Here is a 16,403-nt window from a genome sequence, read left to right on the forward strand (position 1 = left end):
CCGTTTCCGTAGCTTCGAAGGGGCCTGCGGGCAGGGACATTGTGCCGCACTCGCCCCCGTGTCCACCGTTCGATGGACATAAGGAAGTACGCACGGTCGTCCCGGAGCGTTCGGTTCGGCGGGAGGCTCGTCGGCATGACAGCACACGCGAACCAACTCGCGGTGGACGTACGGGGGCTGCGCAAGCAGTACGGCGACGTGACCGCCGTCGACGGCGTCGATCTCGGCATACGGCAGGGCGAGGTGTTCGGCCTGCTCGGACCCAACGGAGCGGGCAAGAGCACCACCGTGGAGATCCTCCAGGGCAACCGCGGCCGGGACGCGGGCGAGGTCTCGGTGCTCGGCGCGGATCCGGCGACGGGCACGCGCGCGTCGGCATCGTCTGGCAGGACGAATCCGCGCCCGCCGAGTTGACGGTGCGCGAGACCGTGCGGCACTTCGCCCGCTACTACCCGAGGCCCCGCGACCCCGAGGAAGTCATCGGCCTGGTCGGTCTGGAGGAGAAGGCGGGCAGCCGTATCAAGGCGCTCTCCGGCGGCCAGCGCAGGCGGCTGGACGTCGCGCTCGGTGTGATCGGCGGCCCCGAGCTGCTGCTCCTGGACGAACCGACGACCGGCTTCGATCCGGCCGCGCGGCGGCAGTTCTGGGAACTGATCCGCAAGCTTGCCGACGAGGGCACGACGATCCTGCTCACCACGCACTACCTGGAGGAGGCGGAGGCGCTCGCGCACCGCCTCGCGGTCATCGCGAAGGGCCGGGTGGTCGCCGAGGGCGAGCCGTCCGCACTGCGCGAGCGCTTCGGCACCGAGGCGACCGTCGAGTGGACGGAGTCCGACGGCACCCCGCGCGACGAGCGCACGGACACGCCCACGAGGACCATCGCCGAGCTCATGCACCGCTTCGACGGCGAGATCCCCGGGCTGCGGGTGAGCCGCCCCACCTTGGAGGACGTCTATCTGCGGCTGACCGGACAGGAGGACGCGCGATGACCACGACCGCCGTACGCGCGCACAGTGAGACCTTCGCGGGCAGGCTGCCCGGAGGCTGGGGGCTCGGTCTCCAGCGGGGCGCCCTGGAGATCAAACAGTTCTTCCGTCAGCGGGACCAGGTGGTGTTCACCTTCGCCTTCCCGGTCGTCTTCCTCTTCCTCTTCGCGTCGATCTTCAGCGACGACGTCCAGGGAGCGGGCATCACCGCCTCCCAGCTGTACGTCCCCGCCATGATGGCCGCGGGCATCATGTCCACCAGCTTCCAGTCCCTGGGCATCTCGATCGCGATCGAACGGGACGAGAAGGTGCTGCGCCGGCTGCGCGGCACACCGATGCCACCGGCCGCGTACTTCCTCGGCAAGATCTGGCTGGTCCTGGTGACCGGCGCCCTGGAGACCGCGATCCTGCTCCTCGTCGGCACGACGCTGTACGACGTGGACCTGCCCTCGGACCTCGGCAAGTGGGCGGACTTCGCCTGGATCTTCGTCCTGGGCCTCACGGCCTGCGCCCTTCTCGGCATCGCGATCAGCTCGGTCCCGAAGTCCGGCAAGAGCGCCACGTCGGTGGTCGTACTGCCCTTCCTGGTCCTCCAGTTCATCTCCGGTGTGTACATCGCCATCGACACCATCCCGGACTGGATGCTGAACATCGGCGCGCTGTTCCCGCTGAAATGGATGTGCCAGGGTCTGCGCGGGGTGTTCCTGCCCGAGTCGGCGAAGGTCCTCGAACAGGCGGGCGGCTGGGAGTTCGGGCGGATCGCCCTGGTACTCGGGGCGTGGTGCGTCGGAGGATTGCTGCTGTGTCTGCTGACCTTCCGGTGGAAGAACCGGCGCGAGGGATGAGCAATCCGGGCGAGCGTCTCGACTCGACGGCGAACGGAGCTCGCGAGTCGAACACCTGGGACCGCTCGTTCCGGCTGTGGGACTCGTACTTCGCGATCGTTTGGGTGGCCACCCTGGTGTTCGTGCTGGGCACGAGCCATCCGGGGTGGCACATCCGCGTCGCCGCCGGCGCACTGCTTCTGCTGCTGATTCCCTGGTATCTGGCGGTCGGGCGCCCCATCCTCACGGCCGAGAGCCCGGACGAGCGCCGCGCCCTCGGCTACATCGCGGGCGCGATCGTGCTGTTCCTGCCGCCCGGCATCCTGGTCGGCGAGACCCGCTTGATGACGTTCGCTCTGGTTCCGCAGTGCTTCATCGGCCTCCGCCTTCGCTGGGCGCTGACCACCGTGACCGTCATCAACATCGCGCCCGTGGTGGGCTGGGTGCTGCTGTGGTGGCCCAGCGACCAGGACGTCTTCTTCAACACCGTCTTCGCCGTGGTCACCCTCGTCTTCTCGGCCGCCCTCGGCAGCTGGATCATCCGCATCATCGAGCAGAGCCAGGAACGGGCCGAGCTGATCGCCGAGTTGGACGCCAGCCGCCACGAGATCTCCCGTCTCTCGGCCGCACACGGCGCCCTGGCCGAACGGGAGCGGCTCACCCGGGAGATCCACGACACCCTCGCGCAGGGCTTCACCAGCCTGCTGATGCTGGTCCAGGCCGTCGACGCCGAGCTGGACCACGACGTGCCACAGGCTCGCCGCCATCTGGCCCTGATGGCCGATACCGCTCGGCAGAACCTCGCCGAGGCGCGAGCCCTGGTCGCCGGCGGCACGCCCGCCGACCTCGACGGCGCCTCGCTGCCCGACGCGCTGCGCCGGCTCGCCGCGCGCCATGAAGCGACCGTCGACGTGACCGGCGCGGTGCGTGCGCTGCCCGCCGGGCCCGAGGTCGTCGTGCTGCGCTCCTGCCAGGAAGCGCTGGCGAACGCCCGTAAGCACGCGGGGAGTTCGGCTGCGGTCGCGGTCGTGTTGGCCTACGCCGACGATTCCCTGGCCGTCTCCGTGCGCGACGACGGCTGCGGCTTCGACCCCGCCGCGCCGGTCGACGGCTACGGTCTGGCGGGGTTGCGCGCGCGGGCCGCCGAGGTGGGCGGTACGGCTCAGGTACGCAGTACGCCCGGCACCGGCACGACCGTCACCGTGTGCCTGCCCGTCCCCAGGAGCGACTCGTGATCCGGATCATCCTCGCCGACGACCATCCCGTCGTACGCGAAGGGCTGCGCGCCATGCTCAGCGCCGAGCCCGACCTCGATGTGATCGCCGACGCGTCCAGCGGACCGCAGGCGGAGGCGCTGGCCGCCGAGCTCCGGCCCGACATCGTGCTCATGGACCTGCGGATGCCGGAGGGTGGCGGCGTCGACTCGATCGTCCGCATGACAGAGGCGGGGTTGTCGTGCCGGGTCGTCGTGCTGACGACGTACGAGACGGACCGGGACATTCTGCGGGCGGTGGAGGCGGGGGCGGCGGGGTATCTGCTGAAGGATCTGCCGCGGGCGGAACTCGCGGACGCGGTGCGGGCCGCTGCGCGGGGCGAGACCGTGTTGGCGCCGTCCGTCGCCGCGCGTCTCGTGGACCAGCTGCGTACGAAGCCGGAGCGGCCGCGGTTGTCGGAGCGTGAGACCGCGGTGCTTCGGCTGGTCGCCGAAGGGTGCACGAACGCCGAGATCGGGCGTCGGCTCTTCATCGGGGAGTCCACCGTGAAGACCCATCTGCTGCGGGTCTTCGGGAAGTTGGGGGTGGATGATCGGACGGCCGCGGTGACCAGTGCGATGCGGTTCGGGTTGCTGGAGTGAGGTTCTTTCGCCCCCTCCGCCCCTACCCGTCCCGCACCTGGGGGCTGCGCCCCCAGACCCCCATGAAAGACTGCGCAGTTCCCCGCGCCCCTAAAAGGGGCGGGGGGAACTGCGCAGTTGGGTAGGGGCGGAGAGGGCGAAACAAACCCACCCCAGCCGCCCCCACCCCTCAGCCCAGCCTCGACTCCAGATCCGCCACGATCCCGTCGACGGGCACCGGGGTCTGCTCGCCGGACTCCATGTCCTTGAGCTGCACGACGCCCTCGGCGAGATCCCGCTCACCGGCGACGATGGTGTACCGCGCACCCGACCGGTTCGCGTTCTTCATCGCGCCCTTGAGCCCCTTCGCACCGTAGGAGAAGTCCGCCGCGACCCCGGCCTTTCGCAGCGCCGTGACCACACCGAACAGCACCCGCCGCGCCTCCTCCCCGAGCGGCACCGCGAACACACTGGTGGACGCGGGCAGTTCGAGCGAGACGCCCTCGGCCTCCAGGGCGAGGACCGTACGGTCGACACCCAGCGCCCAGCCCACCGACGGCAGGGCGGGACCGCCGATCATCTCGGACAGGCCGTCGTAACGGCCGCCGCCGCCCACCGCGGACTGCGATCCCAGGCCGTCGTGGATGAACTCGAAGGTCGTCCGGGTGTAGTAGTCGAGCCCGCGCACCAGCTTCGGGTCGTCCTCGAAGGAGACACCCGCGGCGGTGATGAGCTCGCGCACTTCCTCGTGGTACGCCTTGCACGCGTCGCAGAGGTAATCCCGCAGGAGCGGGGCTCCCACCAGCTGCTTCTGGACGTCGTCACGCTTGTCGTCGAGGACGCGCAGAGGGTTGATCTCGGCGCGGCGAAGGGTGTCCTCGTCCAGATTCAGGCCGCGCAGGAAGTCCTGCAGGGCGGCCCGGTAGACGGGGCGGCACTCCTTGTCGCCCAGGGAGTTGAGCAGGATGCGGAAGTTGCTGAGCCCCAGCGAGCGGTACGCCTGGTCCGCCAGGATGATCAGCTCGGCGTCCAGCGCCGGGTCCTCGGCTCCGATCGCCTCGGCGCCCACCTGGGAGAAGTGCCGGTAACGGCCCTTCTGGGGACGCTCGTAGCGGTAGTACGAGCCCGAGTACCAGAGCTTGACGGGGAGGTTGCCCGCCTTGTGCAGGTTGGCCTCAAGGGCCGCGCGCAGGACGGAGGCCGTGCCCTCCGGACGCAGGGCCAGCTTGTCGCCGCCCTTGGTCTCGAAGGCGTACATCTCCTTGGTCACGATGTCGGTGGACTCACCGACCCCGCGCGCGAACAGCTCGACGTTCTCGAAGCCGGGCGTCTCGATGTAGCCGTAGCCGGAGTTCCGCAGTGGCGCGGCGATCGCCTCGCGCACCGCGAGGTACTTCGCGCTCTCCGGCGGAATCAGGTCGTACGTGCCCTTGGGGGCCTTGAAGGTGCTCACGGAAGTCTCTCGTCACATTCCTCGTCGAGGAGCGGAGGTCGGGTCCGCTCCCAGGCCGGCGGCCACCTGCCGCACGTACGGATTGGTGGCGCGCTCCTGGCCGATGGTCGTCTGGGGGCCGTGGCCGGACAGCACCACGGTCGAGTCGTCGAGCGGCAGGCACACACGGGCCAGCGAGTCGAGGATCTCGGCGTGGGAGCCGCCGGGCAGGTCGGTGCGTCCGATGGAGCCGGCGAACAGCAGGTCCCCGGAGAAGAACACGGACGGGATCTCCGCGGTCTCGGGCATCTGGAAGGTCACCGACCCCTTGGTATGGCCGGGCGCGTGGGCGACGGAGAGGTCGAGGCCCGCCAGCTTCAGCTGCGCGCCGTCGGTCAGCTCCTTCACGTCGTCCGGCTCCCCCACCGTCAGCTCGCCCATCAGCGGCATCCCGATGGACCGGCCGAGCGCCTTCTCCGGGTCGCTCATCATGTACCGGTCCTCGGGGTGGATCCACGCCGGTACGTCGTGCGCTCCGCACACCGGGACGACCGAGGCGACATGGTCGATGTGGCCGTGGGTGAGGATGACCGCGACGGGCTTGAGCCGATGCTTCTTGAGTGCGTCCTCGACTCCCTGGGCGGCCTGATGGCCCGGGTCGATGATCACGCACTCCTCACCCGCGGCGGGGGCGACCAGGTAACAGTTGGTCCCCCAGGCCCCGGCGGGGAACCCGGCAATGAGCACGATCGTCCTTCGTGGTGGCGTACGCGGTTGTCTCGTACGGGGTGGGCGGCTGTGGATCAGAGCCTACCGGCGCTGCCGATTCCTCAGCGAACCCATATACGGTACGGGTCACACGCAGGCGGTCGGCTCACAAGACGCACGCGTCCCACTTGACGTACGAGACGCACGAGGAGAAAACCCGGTGGTCAGCCAGGAGCAGCGGCGGCGTCAGCTCGCCCGGGAGAAGTTCTTGCGACAGCAGCAGCGGCGCACGGCCGCGCGACGCAAGACACACGCACGCAACGCGGTGGTCGCCTCGGTCCTCGGCGTCGTCGTGGTGGGCAGTGTCGTGTCGTACGCGACCGGGGTCTTCAAGAACGACGACAAGAAGGCCAACGCGGGCGCCGAGGTGACCCCGAGCGCAACGCCGACGAGCAAGGCGCCGGATCCGTGCGAGAAGGCCGCGGCGGGCAAGGTGAAGTCGCTGAGCTGGAAGAAGGAGCCGGCGATCACCATCGACAAGTCCGCGGACTACACGATGAAGATGGCGACGACGTGCGGTGACATAGACATCGCGCTGAAGGCGTCGGCGGCGCCGCACACCGTCAACTCTTTCAACTTCCTCGCCGGCAAGGGCTACTTCGACCACACCAAGTGCCACCGGCTGACCACCGACGGCATCTACGTGCTGCAGTGCGGGGACCCGACGGGCACCGGCACCGGCGGTCCCGGCTACACGATTCCGGACGAGAACCTGAAGGACAGCAGCCTGAAAGGCAACGTCTATCCGGCGGGCACGATCGCCATGGCCAACCAGTACAACTCACAGACGAAGAAGGGCCGCAACACCGGCGGCAGCCAGTTCTTCCTCGTCTACCAGGACAGTCAGCTTCCGCCCGACTACACACCGTTCGGCACGGTGTCCGAGGCGGGGATGAAGGTCCTCAAGAAGATCGCCGCCGCCGGGGCGCAGGCCGTCGACCCTCAAACGGGCAACACCGCACCGAACGCGACCGTGGTGATCAACAAGGCAACCGTCACTAAACCCTGACCCTCAACTGCGAAACTTCGGTCGCGCGGGATGCGGACAGCCGCCCCGCCGGTCGCCTATGTTGGCCGTGACGAAACTGTGGACGATGCCAGGGGGCAGTGACGCCCCTCACAGGCATCATGTGGAGGAGGCGCTGTGAGCAGCGACCCGTGGGGCCGCGTCGACGAGACGGGGACCGTGTACGTGCGTACGGCCGACGGCGAGCAGGTCGTCGGTTCCTGGCAGGCCGGCTCTCCTGATGAGGCGCTGGCCTACTTCGAGCGCAAGTACGAAGGCCTGGTTGTCGAGATCGGCCTCCTCGAAAAGCGAGTGAAGACCACCGACCTGTCGGCGAAGGACGCCCAGGCCGCCATCGACCACATCCGCGAGCAGGTGGACGCCCACCACGCGGTCGGTGATCTGGACGCGCTGCGGGGGCGGCTGGACAAGCTCGTGGAGACGGTCGACGCACGCCGTGAGGAGCGCAAGGCCCAGCGGGCCAAGCAGTCCGACGAGGCGCGGCACGCCAAGGAGGCGCTGGTCGTCGAGGCCGAGGAGCTGGCGCAGAGCGACCAGTGGCGGGCGGCCGGTGAGCGGCTGCGCTCCCTGGTGGACACGTGGAAGGGGCTGCCGCGACTCGACCGCAAGTCGGACGACGAGCTGTGGCACCGCTTCTCGCACGCCCGCTCGGCGTTCTCCAAGCGCCGCAAGGCGCACTTCGCCTCGCTGGACGCGCAGCGCGAGGAGGCCCGCAAGACCAAGGAGAAGCTGGTCGCCGAGGCCGAGTCGCTGTCCGGCTCGACCGACTGGGGTCCGACGGCGGCGCGCTACCGCGAGCTGATGGCCGACTGGAAGGCCGCGGGCCGCGCCCAGCGCGAGCACGAGGACGACCTGTGGAACCGCTTCCGCGGCGCCCAGGACGTGTTCTTCGCGGCGCGCAGCTCCGTCTTCGCCGAGCGCGACGCTGAGCAGTCGGAGAACCTCAAGCTCAAGGAGGAGCTGGCCGAGGAGGCCGAGAAGCTCGTCCCGGTGACGGACCTGAAGTCCGCCCGCGCCGCCTTCCGCTCCATCAACGAGCGCTGGGAGGCCATCGGCCATGTGCCGCGCGACGCCCGCCCGAAGGTCGAGGGCCGGATGCACGCGGTGGAGCGGGCTCTCCAGGAGTCCGAAGAGGCCGAGTGGCGCCGGACCAACCCGGAGGCACGCGCGCGTGCCGAGGGTCTGACCGGTCAGCTCCAGGCCGCCGTGGACAAGCTCCAGGGCCAGATCGAGGCGGCTCGCTCCGCGGGCAACACCTCCAAGGCCGACAAGCTCCAGAAGGAGCTCGATGGCCGCCAGGCGCTGCTCGACCAGGCTCTGAAGGGCCTGCAGGAGTTCGGCGGCTAGTTTTTCCGCTGCTACGTAGAGGGGCTCCCGTACGCGCCGTACGGGAGCCCCTCTACGTAGTGGCCGATTTACGGCCTGCGGGCCGACGTCACGCGGTACACGTCGTACACGCCCTCCACACCCCGCACCGCCTTCAGGACGTGCCCCAGGTGCTTGGGGTCGCCCATCTCGAAGGTGAAGCGGGAGGTGGCGACGCGGTCACGGGAAGTCTGGACGGCCGCCGACAGGATGTTGACGTGCTGGTCCGACAGGACGCGGGTGACGTCCGACAGGAGCCGCGAGCGGTCCAGGGCCTCGACCTGGATGGCGACCAGGAAGACCGAGGACTGGGTGGGCGCCCACTCGACCTCGAGGATGCGCTCGGGCTCGCGGGAGAGCGAATCGACGTTGACGCAGTCGCTGCGGTGAACCGATACGCCGCTGCCGCGGGTGACGAAGCCGATGATCGGGTCACCCGGTACGGGCGTACAACAGCGGGCGAGCTTGACCCAGACGTCGTCGACGCCCTTGACGACGACACCCGGGTCGGCGTTGGAGCGGCGCTTGCGGCCGCGGCCGCGCGCGGGCGGAACGCTCTCGTCGATCTCCTCGGTGGCCGCCTCCTCGCCGCCGAGGGCCTGCACCAGTTTCTGCACGACGCTCTGCGCGGCGACATGGCCCTCACCGATCGCCGCGTACAGGGACGAGATGTCGGGGTAGCGCATCTCGTGCGCGAGCGTGACCAGTGAGTCGCCGGTGAGGATGCGCTGGATCGGGAGGTTCTGTTTGCGCATCGCGCGGGCGATGGCGTCCTTGCCCTGCTCGATCGCCTCGTCGCGGCGCTCCTTGGAGAACCAGGCGCGGATCTTGTTGCGGGCGCGCGGGGACTTGACGAAGCCCAGCCAGTCGCGGGACGGGCCCGCGCCGGCCGCCTTGGAGGTGAAGACCTCCACCAAGTCGCCGTTGTCCAGGGTGGATTCGAGCGGGACGAGGCGTCCGTTGACCCGTGCGCCTATCGTGCGGTGGCCGACCTCCGTGTGGACGGCGTACGCGAAGTCCACCGGGGTCGCGCCCGCCGGGAGCGCTATGACGTCGCCCTTGGGCGTGAAGACGAAGACCTCGTTGCGGGACAGGTCGAAGCGCAGGGACTCCAGGAACTCCGAGGGGTCCTCGGTCTCCTTCTGCCAGTCGAGCAACTGGCGCAGCCACGCCATGTCGTTGACGGTGTCCTGGCCCGCGCTGCCCTTGGCCGCCCGGGGCACGTCCGTACGGATCTTGGAGGAACCGGCGACGGTCTCCTGCTTGTACTTCCAGTGCGCGGCGATGCCGTACTCGGCGCGGCGGTGCATGTCGAACGTACGGATCTGGAGTTCGACGGGCTTGCCGTTGGGCCCGATCACCGTCGTGTGCAGTGACTGGTACATGTTGAACTTGGGCATCGCGATGTAGTCCTTGAACCGGCCGGGGACCGGGTTCCATCGCGCGTGCACGGTGCCGAGGGCGGCGTAGCAGTCCCGCACGGTGTCGACGAGGACGCGGATGCCCACCAGGTCGTAGATCTCCGCGAAGTCGCGGCCGCGGACGATCATCTTCTGGTAGACGCTGTAGTAGTGCTTGGGGCGGCCGGTGACGGTCGCCTTGATGCGGGCGGCGCGCAGGTCGGACTGGACCTCGTCGGTCACTATCGCGAGGTACTCGTCGCGCTTGGGGGCGCGCTCGGCGACCAGGCGGACGATCTCGTCGTACATCTTGGGGTAGAGGATCGCGAAGGCGAGATCTTCCAGTTCCCACTTGATGGTGTTCATGCCCAGGCGGTGGGCGAGCGGCGCGTAGATCTCCAGGGTCTCGCGCGCCTTCTTCTCCTGCTTCTCGCGCTTGAGGTAGCGCATCGTGCGCATGTTGTGCAGGCGGTCGGCGAGCTTGATGACCAGGACGCGCGGGTCCTTGGCCATGGCGACGACCATCTTGCGCACGGTCTCGGCCTGCGCGGCCTCGCCGAACTTGACCTTGTCCAGCTTGGTGACGCCGTCGACGAGCAGGGCGACCTGGTCACCGAAGTCGCGGCGCAGGGTGTCGAGGCCGTACTCGGTGTCCTCGACGGTGTCGTGCAGCAGGCCCGCCATCAGGGTGGCCGGGTCCATGCCCAGCTCGGCGAGGATCGTCGTCACGGCGAGCGGGTGTGTGATGTACGGGTCGCCGCTCTTGCGCTTCTGGCCGCGGTGCCAGCGCTCGGCGACCTGGTAGGCCTTCTCGATCTGCCGGAGCGTCGCCGTCTCGATCTTCGGGTCGTTGCTGCGCACTATCCGCAGCAGCGGCTCCAGAACCGGGTTGTACGGGTTGGACCGCTGAACGCCGAGACGGGCGAGGCGGGCGCGTACGCGGTTGGAGGAGCCGCCGGTGCGGGAGGGCTGGCCCGCCGCCGGTCGGACCGCCGGGGTGCTCGCGGGGCGCTCGGCAGGGGCCGGCTTGGGGCGTGGCTGCTCGGCCGCCTTGTCGTCGGGCGCGGACTGGGCGTGCTCGACCGGCCCGCTCGTGGCGTTCTTGGCGGGCTTTTCCGCGGGGGCCGAGGCGGGCTCGGGCTTGGCGGCGGTGAGTGGCTGGGCCTCGTCTGGCAAGAGGGCTCCTCGTGCGCGTTCCGGGTCCCCCGGTCAGGCTCCGGAAACCCCATGGTAGCGATCCTGAGCGTCGGACTCGCTTTCGGCCGCTGGGACGGCCTCGTACAGGAGGAACGCAAGAGGCGGGCACCGGATTCCTCCGGGCCCGCCTCCGCGGTGTCCTACGGGTGTCTCAGGCCTTTCCCGAGGCTTTCCCCGGGCTTTCCCCAGGGTGCTCGGACGCGATCCTCAGACTTCGGTCCTCAGAGCTTGAGGAGCGCCTCCAGCGAAGCGCCCGCCAGGGCCGGCTCCAGACGGCTGCGGCCGCCCAGGAAGCCGAGCTCCATCAGCACGGCGACGCCCGCGACGTCGGCGCCCGCCCGGCGGATGAGCTGGAGCGAGGCCTCGGCGGTGCCGCCGGTGGCGAGGACGTCGTCGACGACCAGGACGCGATCGCCCGCGGCCAGGTCCTCGGCGTGCACCTCGATCTCGGCGGAGCCGTACTCCAGGTCGTACGCCTGCGACAGGGTCGCTCCGGGGAGCTTGCCCGCCTTGCGTACGGGAATGAAGCCGAGCCCGGCGCGGACGGCGACCGGGGCGCCGAGGATGAAGCCGCGGGCCTCCAGGCCGACGATCTTCGTGGCCTCGTTGCGGACGGCGATGTCCGCCAGCGCGTCGGTGAGCGCCGTGAACGCCCCCGGGTCCGCCAGGAGCGGGGTGATGTCCTTGAACATCACGCCCGGCTCCGGGTAGTCGGCCACGTCGCGGATACGGCTGAGCAGCAGCGCCTCTATGTCGGTCATCGGCGCTTCCCCGAGGGTCGACCGCGACCCCTGCTGCGGGACGCGGGCTGGTTGCGCGGGCCGACGACCGCGGGCGCGGCGTCCTCCGGCTCGTCGTCGTACGACTCCTCGGTGACCTGGGGCTCCAGGGACTCGCCCGTCGCGGCGGCCTGGGCGCGCTTGGCGAGCACGCGCTTGCGCAGGGCCTTCATCTGCGGCTCGCGCTCCTTGAGGTCGGCGACGAGCGGCGTGGCGATGAAGATCGAGGAGTACGCACCGGCCGCGAGGCCGACGAACAGCGACAGCGAGATGTCGTTGAGCATGCCCGCGCCGAGCACGCCGCCACCGATGAACAGCAGGCCCGCGACCGGCAGCAGCGCGACCACCGTGGTGTTGATGGAGCGGACCAGGGTGCCGTTGATCGAGCGGTCGGCGACCTCGCTGTAGGTGTAGCGGGTCTGCTTGGTGATGGCCTTCGTCTGCTCCTTGAGGCTGTCGAAGACGACGACCGTGTCGTAGAGCGAGTAACCCAGGATCGTGAGCAGACCGATCACGGTGCCCGGTGTGACCTCGAAGCCGACCAGGGCGTAGATGCCGACCGTGATGGTGATGTCGTGGATCAGCGCGACGAGCGCGGCCATGGCCATGCGCCACTCGAAGGCGATCGCCAGATAGATCACGACGAGGACCATGAAGATCGCCAGGCCCTCCCAGGCCTTGTTGGCGATCTGGTCACCCCAGCTGGGGCCGACCAGGTCGGCGTTGATCTTCTCCGAGTCGACCTTCAGATCCTTGGAGAGCGTCTCCTTGATCTGGTCGGACTTGTCGGTGTCGATGCCGGCGATCTGGATGCGCAGGCTGCCGTCGCCGAGCTTCTGGACGATCGCGTCGTGGCCGGAGGCGTCCTGCGCGTACGACTCGGCCTGGGTCACCGAGACACTCATGTGCTTCGGGGTGGTGAAGACGGCTCCACCCTGGAACTCGATGCCCATGTTCAGGCCGCGCACCGTCAGGCCGAGGATGGCCGTGATGGTGATCAGGATCGAGATGCCGTACCAGATCTTGCGCTTGCCGACGAAGTCGTAGCCGATCTCGCCGCGGTGCAGTCGGGCGCCGAGGGTGCCGAGTTTCGACATCTCACGCCTCCTTCGTGTCGACGGGGGCGGAGGGGCGACGGGTGCGGCGCAGCGGCGGCTTGGCGCCCAGTCGCTTCGGGTCGAGGCCGGACCAGCTGTGGCCGCTCGCGAAGAACTTCTTGCTGGCGAGGATCGTCATCAGCGGCTTGGTGAAGAGGAAGACGACGACCACGTCGAGCAGGGTGGTCAGGCCGAGCGTGAACGCAAAGCCCTGGACCTTTCCGACGGTGACGATGAAGAGCACCGCGGCGGCGAGGAACGACACGAAGTCGGAGACCAGGATGGTGCGCCGGGCACGCGGCCAGGCCCGCTCGACGGCGGGGCGCAGCGAGCGGCCCTCACGGATCTCGTCCCGGATGCGTTCGAAGAACACGATGAACGAGTCCGCTGTGATACCGATCGCGACGATCGCACCGCAGACGGCCGGCAGGTTCAGCGCGAAGCCGATGGTGGGGCCGAGCAGCGCCATGATCACGTAGGTGAGAACGGCGGAGACCATCAGCGAGGCGATGGCGATGAGCGACAGGCCCCGGTAGTAGACCACCAGGTAGATGACGACCAGGCCGAGGCCGATCGCGCCGGCGATCAGACCGGCGTGCAGCTGCTCGCCACCGAGGGCGGCGGTCACCGTGGTGACGCTCGACTCCTTGAAGGTGAGCGGCAGGGCGCCGTACTTCAGCATGTTGGCCAGGTCCTGGGCCTCGGTCTGGCTGAAGCTGCCGGAGATCTCCGCGTTGCCGCCGGTCAGCGCCTGGCTGACGTACGGGTCGGAGACGACCTCACCGTCGAGGACGATGGCGAACTGGTTCTGCGGGGTCTGGTTCTTCGCGAGCTCGCCGGTGATGCTGGCGAACTTCTTGGAGCCACCGGGCGTGAAGTCCATGGTGACCTTCCAGCCCGCGGCGCTCTGCGTGTCGAAGACCGCCGAAGCCTTCTTGATGTCCGTGCCGGACACCGCGGCCGGGCCCAGGATGTACTTCTGCCACTGGCCGGAGGAGTTCTGGCCGCAGGCCACGGTGGGGTCGGTGGGCCTGGCACCGTCACCGGCCTTGGCGCGGGCGGCCTTGTCGGTGCAGTCGAGCGCGGTGTACTCGGCCTCGAGCTTGGCGGTCGCGGGGTCCACGCTGCTGCTCGCGGACGGCGAGGCGCTGGAGGAGGCCGAGGAGCTCGCGGAGCTGCTCGCCGACGGCGTGGAGTCGGCCTTCAGGGCGTCGGTGACCGCGCGGCCCTGGGAGGTGGCGGTGGCCGACGGGGTCGTGGAGCTCGACGGCGACGAGGACGAGCTCGCCTTGTCGGTGGCCTTGCCGGAAGAGCTGCTGGAGGCGCTCGGTGAGGGGCTGGCCGACGCGTCGGTCCCGGAGACCTCGGTGGTCAGGACGGGACGGAAGTAGAGCTTGGCGGTGGTGCCGACCTGCTCCCGGGCCTGCTTGGAGTTCGTGCCCTTGGGGATGTTGACAATGATGTTGTCGGATCCCTGGGTCTGCACCTCGGCCTCGGAGACGCCGAGACCGTTGACACGGCGGTTCATGATGTCGACCGCGGTGTCCATGTTGGTCTTGTTGATCGCGTTGGGCTGGCCCGGCTCGTTCTTCGCCGTGAGCGTGATGCTCGTGCCGCCGGCGAGGTCGATGCCGAGGCGCGGAGTGGGGTGCCCGGAGACGAACATCCCCCCGGTGAGCGCCGCGATGGCGATCAGGATGAGGGCCAGTGAGCGCCCCGGCCTGCTCTGGGCGCTCGCGCTCCGGCCCTTCTTCGGTGCTGCCACCTTCTCGTACTCCCTCTCGGGCCGCCCTGCGCCGGGTGAGCGCGCGGGCGGCCATGACATGGTGTCGGGACTCCGTGCGAGAACAGCACGTCCCGGGAAGCACGGGGCGCGAGCGGGTCGCGCCGCGCTCCCGGGTCGTGACTACTTCGCGTCGGCCTCGCCGTCGGTCTTCTTCGGCTCTGCTTCGTCGACCTCGTCGGCCTTCGCCTCGGCGGGCTCGTCGGCCGGCTCGTCCGCCGCGTCCTTCTTGCCGAGGTCGATGGGCTTGTCGTCGGAGGCGTCGGAAGAGGCGTCGGCGGCGGGCTCGTCGGTCTCGGTGAGGGAGGAGGCGTCGTCCGGAACGACCGTGCCGTCGGACTTCAGGTCGTGCTCGATGCCGTGGACGATGCGGTTGTACTCGTCGTCCGTCAGGACGGCGCCGATCGCGTTCTTCGCGAAGAGCAGGTCCACGCCCGGGGCAGCGTCAAGGAGGACCGTCTCCTCATTGACCTCCTTCACCGTCGCGTACATGCCCCCGATCGTGCGGACGCCGGCGCCGGGCTGCATCTCATTACGCATCGACGCGGCCTGCTGCTGCTTGCGCTTGGCCGAGCGGGTCATCAGGAACATGGCCCCGATGAGCACGATGAACGGGAGGAGGGTCACGATATTCACGGGACGGAGTTTCCTTCGCACGACCGCGGGATGAGCGGCCTGGTGGATGGGGGTGGGTCGGCGCCGCCCACAAGGGCGGCATCGGCGGAGTCTAAGCGAGTCCGCACTGATGGAACAACGCTCAGCATGGCACCGGGGTTCCTGCCCCGGCACGTACCCGCGCCGTCACGCCCCGAACAGGTCCTGTTGTCCGTTTCCACCGGTTGACTGGCGGGGCGGGGTGAGGCCGAGATGCGCCCATGCCGCCGGTGTGGCCACCCGGCCACGGGGAGTACGCGCGAGCAGCCCCTCCCGTACGAGGAAGGGCTCGGCGACCTCCTCGACGGTCTCGCGCTCCTCCCCCACCGCGACGGCGAGCGTGGACAGGCCGACCGGGCCGCCGCCGAAGAGCTTGAGCAGGGCTTCCAGGACACCGCGGTCGAGGCGGTCGAGACCGCGGGCGTCGACCTCGTAGACCTTCAGCGCGGCCGCCGCGATCTCGCGGGTGATGATCCCGTCGGCCTTGACCTGCGCGTAGTCGCGTACGCGGCGCAGCAGGCGGTTGGCGATACGGGGGGTGCCGCGGGAGCGGCCCGCGATCTCGGCGGCGCCGTCGGATCCGATCTCGACGTCGAGCAGGTTGGCGGAACGGTGGATGACGCGCTCCAGCTCTGCGGGCTCGTAGAACTCCATGTGCGCGGTGAAGCCGAAGCGGTCGCGCAGCGGGGGCGGCAGCAGTCCCGCGCGCGTGGTGGCGCCGACCAGGGTGAACGGGGGCAGTTCGAGCGGGATGGCGGTGGCACCGGGGCCCTTGCCGACGATGACGTCGACGCGGAAGTCCTCCATCGCCATGTAGAGCATCTCCTCGGCGGGCCGGGACATCCGGTGGATCTCGTCGAGGAACAGCACCTCCCCCTCCTGGAGGGAGGAGAGGATCGCGGCGAGATCGCCGGCGTGCTGGATCGCGGGGCCGCTGGTGATGCGGATCGGGGCGCCCATCTCGGCGGCGATGATCATCGAGAGCGTCGTCTTGCCGAGTCCGGGGGCGCCCGAGAGGAGCACGTGGTCGGCGGTGGCGCCACGCGCGCGTGCGGCCCGCAGGACGAGGTCGAGCTGCTCGCGGACCTTCTCCTGGCCGATGAACTCGTCCAGGTCCTTGGGACGCAGGGCGGCTTCGACAGCCTGGTCCTCGCGGTCGGCGACAGAGTCCACCAGCCGCTCCGCGGCGGGGCCGACGAGGCGCTCGGCGGCGGTCTCGTCGGTCGTGTCGTCCCAGTTCATTACGTGTGCCTCGCG

General features: G+C 69.5%; 13 protein-coding genes and 1 pseudogene. 6 read left to right on the plus strand and 8 right to left on the minus strand.

Going from position 1 to position 16,403, the window contains the following annotated elements; genetic code table 11:
* The first annotated feature begins 135 nt into the window (after window positions 1–135).
* The 4 genes and pseudogenes from AB5J53_RS09800 (at window position 136) to AB5J53_RS09815 (ending at window position 3,665) form a co-directional block, all read left to right on the plus strand.
* Window positions 136–989, plus strand: a pseudogene (locus tag AB5J53_RS09800) (ABC transporter ATP-binding protein).
* Window positions 986–1,831 carry an ABC transporter permease gene (locus AB5J53_RS09805; RefSeq protein ID WP_369245235.1) on the plus strand — a complete coding sequence of 282 codons (846 nt, stop codon included), beginning with the start codon at window positions 986–988 and terminating at the stop codon, window positions 1,829–1,831. Before AB5J53_RS09800 ends, AB5J53_RS09805 begins: the two are co-directional and overlap by 4 nt.
* Complete coding sequence (locus AB5J53_RS09810) at window positions 1,828–3,045, plus strand: sensor histidine kinase (RefSeq protein WP_369245236.1); 1,218 nt, start codon at window positions 1,828–1,830, stop codon at window positions 3,043–3,045. Before AB5J53_RS09805 ends, AB5J53_RS09810 begins: the two co-directional genes overlap by 4 nt.
* The gene (locus AB5J53_RS09815) at window positions 3,042–3,665 is read left to right on the plus strand and encodes a response regulator (protein WP_369245237.1); all 624 of its coding nucleotides are present in this window, start codon (window positions 3,042–3,044) and stop codon (window positions 3,663–3,665) included. Before AB5J53_RS09810 ends, AB5J53_RS09815 begins: the two co-directional genes overlap by 4 nt.
* A 169-nt stretch (window positions 3,666–3,834) precedes the next feature.
* On the opposite strand, the gene hisS is transcribed toward AB5J53_RS09815, so the two are convergent.
* The gene (gene hisS / locus AB5J53_RS09820; RefSeq protein ID WP_369245238.1) at window positions 3,835–5,097 is read right to left on the minus strand and encodes a histidine--tRNA ligase; all 1,263 of its coding nucleotides are present in this window, start codon (window positions 5,095–5,097) and stop codon (window positions 3,835–3,837) included.
* Window positions 5,098–5,109: 12 nt separating this feature from the next.
* On the minus strand, window positions 5,110–5,823 hold the full coding sequence (locus tag AB5J53_RS09825) for an MBL fold metallo-hydrolase (protein ID WP_369245239.1): 714 nt from the start codon (window positions 5,821–5,823) through the stop codon (window positions 5,110–5,112).
* A gap of 181 nt (window positions 5,824–6,004) precedes the next feature.
* On the opposite strand from AB5J53_RS09825, the gene AB5J53_RS09830 reads away from it, so the two are divergent.
* The gene (locus AB5J53_RS09830; protein WP_369245240.1) at window positions 6,005–6,853 is read left to right on the plus strand and encodes a peptidylprolyl isomerase; all 849 of its coding nucleotides are present in this window, start codon (window positions 6,005–6,007) and stop codon (window positions 6,851–6,853) included.
* A gap of 135 nt (window positions 6,854–6,988) precedes the next feature.
* Complete coding sequence (locus AB5J53_RS09835) at window positions 6,989–8,218, plus strand: DUF349 domain-containing protein (protein WP_369245241.1); 1,230 nt, start codon at window positions 6,989–6,991, stop codon at window positions 8,216–8,218.
* A gap of 68 nt (window positions 8,219–8,286) precedes the next feature.
* On the opposite strand, the gene AB5J53_RS09840 is transcribed toward AB5J53_RS09835, so the two are convergent.
* The 6 genes from AB5J53_RS09840 to ruvB form a co-directional block, all read right to left on the minus strand.
* Window positions 8,287–10,812, minus strand: coding sequence for a RelA/SpoT family protein (locus tag AB5J53_RS09840; RefSeq protein WP_369245242.1), 2,526 nt, complete (start codon window positions 10,810–10,812; stop codon window positions 8,287–8,289).
* Window positions 10,813–11,054: 242 nt separating this feature from the next.
* Window positions 11,055–11,594 (minus strand): adenine phosphoribosyltransferase, encoded by a 540-nt coding sequence (locus AB5J53_RS09845; RefSeq protein WP_369245243.1) that lies wholly within the window; start codon window positions 11,592–11,594, stop codon window positions 11,055–11,057.
* A complete protein-coding gene (gene secF / locus AB5J53_RS09850) occupies window positions 11,591–12,709 on the minus strand; it encodes a protein translocase subunit SecF (RefSeq protein ID WP_369245244.1) in 1,119 nt (372 codons plus the stop codon). The genes AB5J53_RS09845 and secF overlap by 4 nt, the downstream gene beginning before the upstream one ends.
* 1 nt (window position 12,710) lies before the next feature.
* Window positions 12,711–14,474 carry a protein translocase subunit SecD gene (gene secD, locus AB5J53_RS09855; RefSeq protein WP_369245245.1) on the minus strand — a complete coding sequence of 588 codons (1,764 nt, stop codon included), beginning with the start codon at window positions 14,472–14,474 and terminating at the stop codon, window positions 12,711–12,713.
* 141 nt (window positions 14,475–14,615) lie between these two features.
* On the minus strand, window positions 14,616–15,128 hold the full coding sequence (yajC, locus tag AB5J53_RS09860; protein ID WP_369245246.1) for a preprotein translocase subunit YajC: 513 nt from the start codon (window positions 15,126–15,128) through the stop codon (window positions 14,616–14,618).
* 165 nt (window positions 15,129–15,293) lie between these two features.
* A complete protein-coding gene (gene ruvB, locus AB5J53_RS09865; RefSeq protein ID WP_369245247.1) occupies window positions 15,294–16,388 on the minus strand; it encodes a Holliday junction branch migration DNA helicase RuvB in 1,095 nt (364 codons plus the stop codon).
* Between the last annotated feature and the right edge of the window lie 15 nt (window positions 16,389–16,403).

The sequence above is a fragment of the Streptomyces sp. R41 genome (assembly GCF_041053055.1).
Lineage (GTDB): Bacteria > Actinomycetota > Actinomycetes > Streptomycetales > Streptomycetaceae > Streptomyces.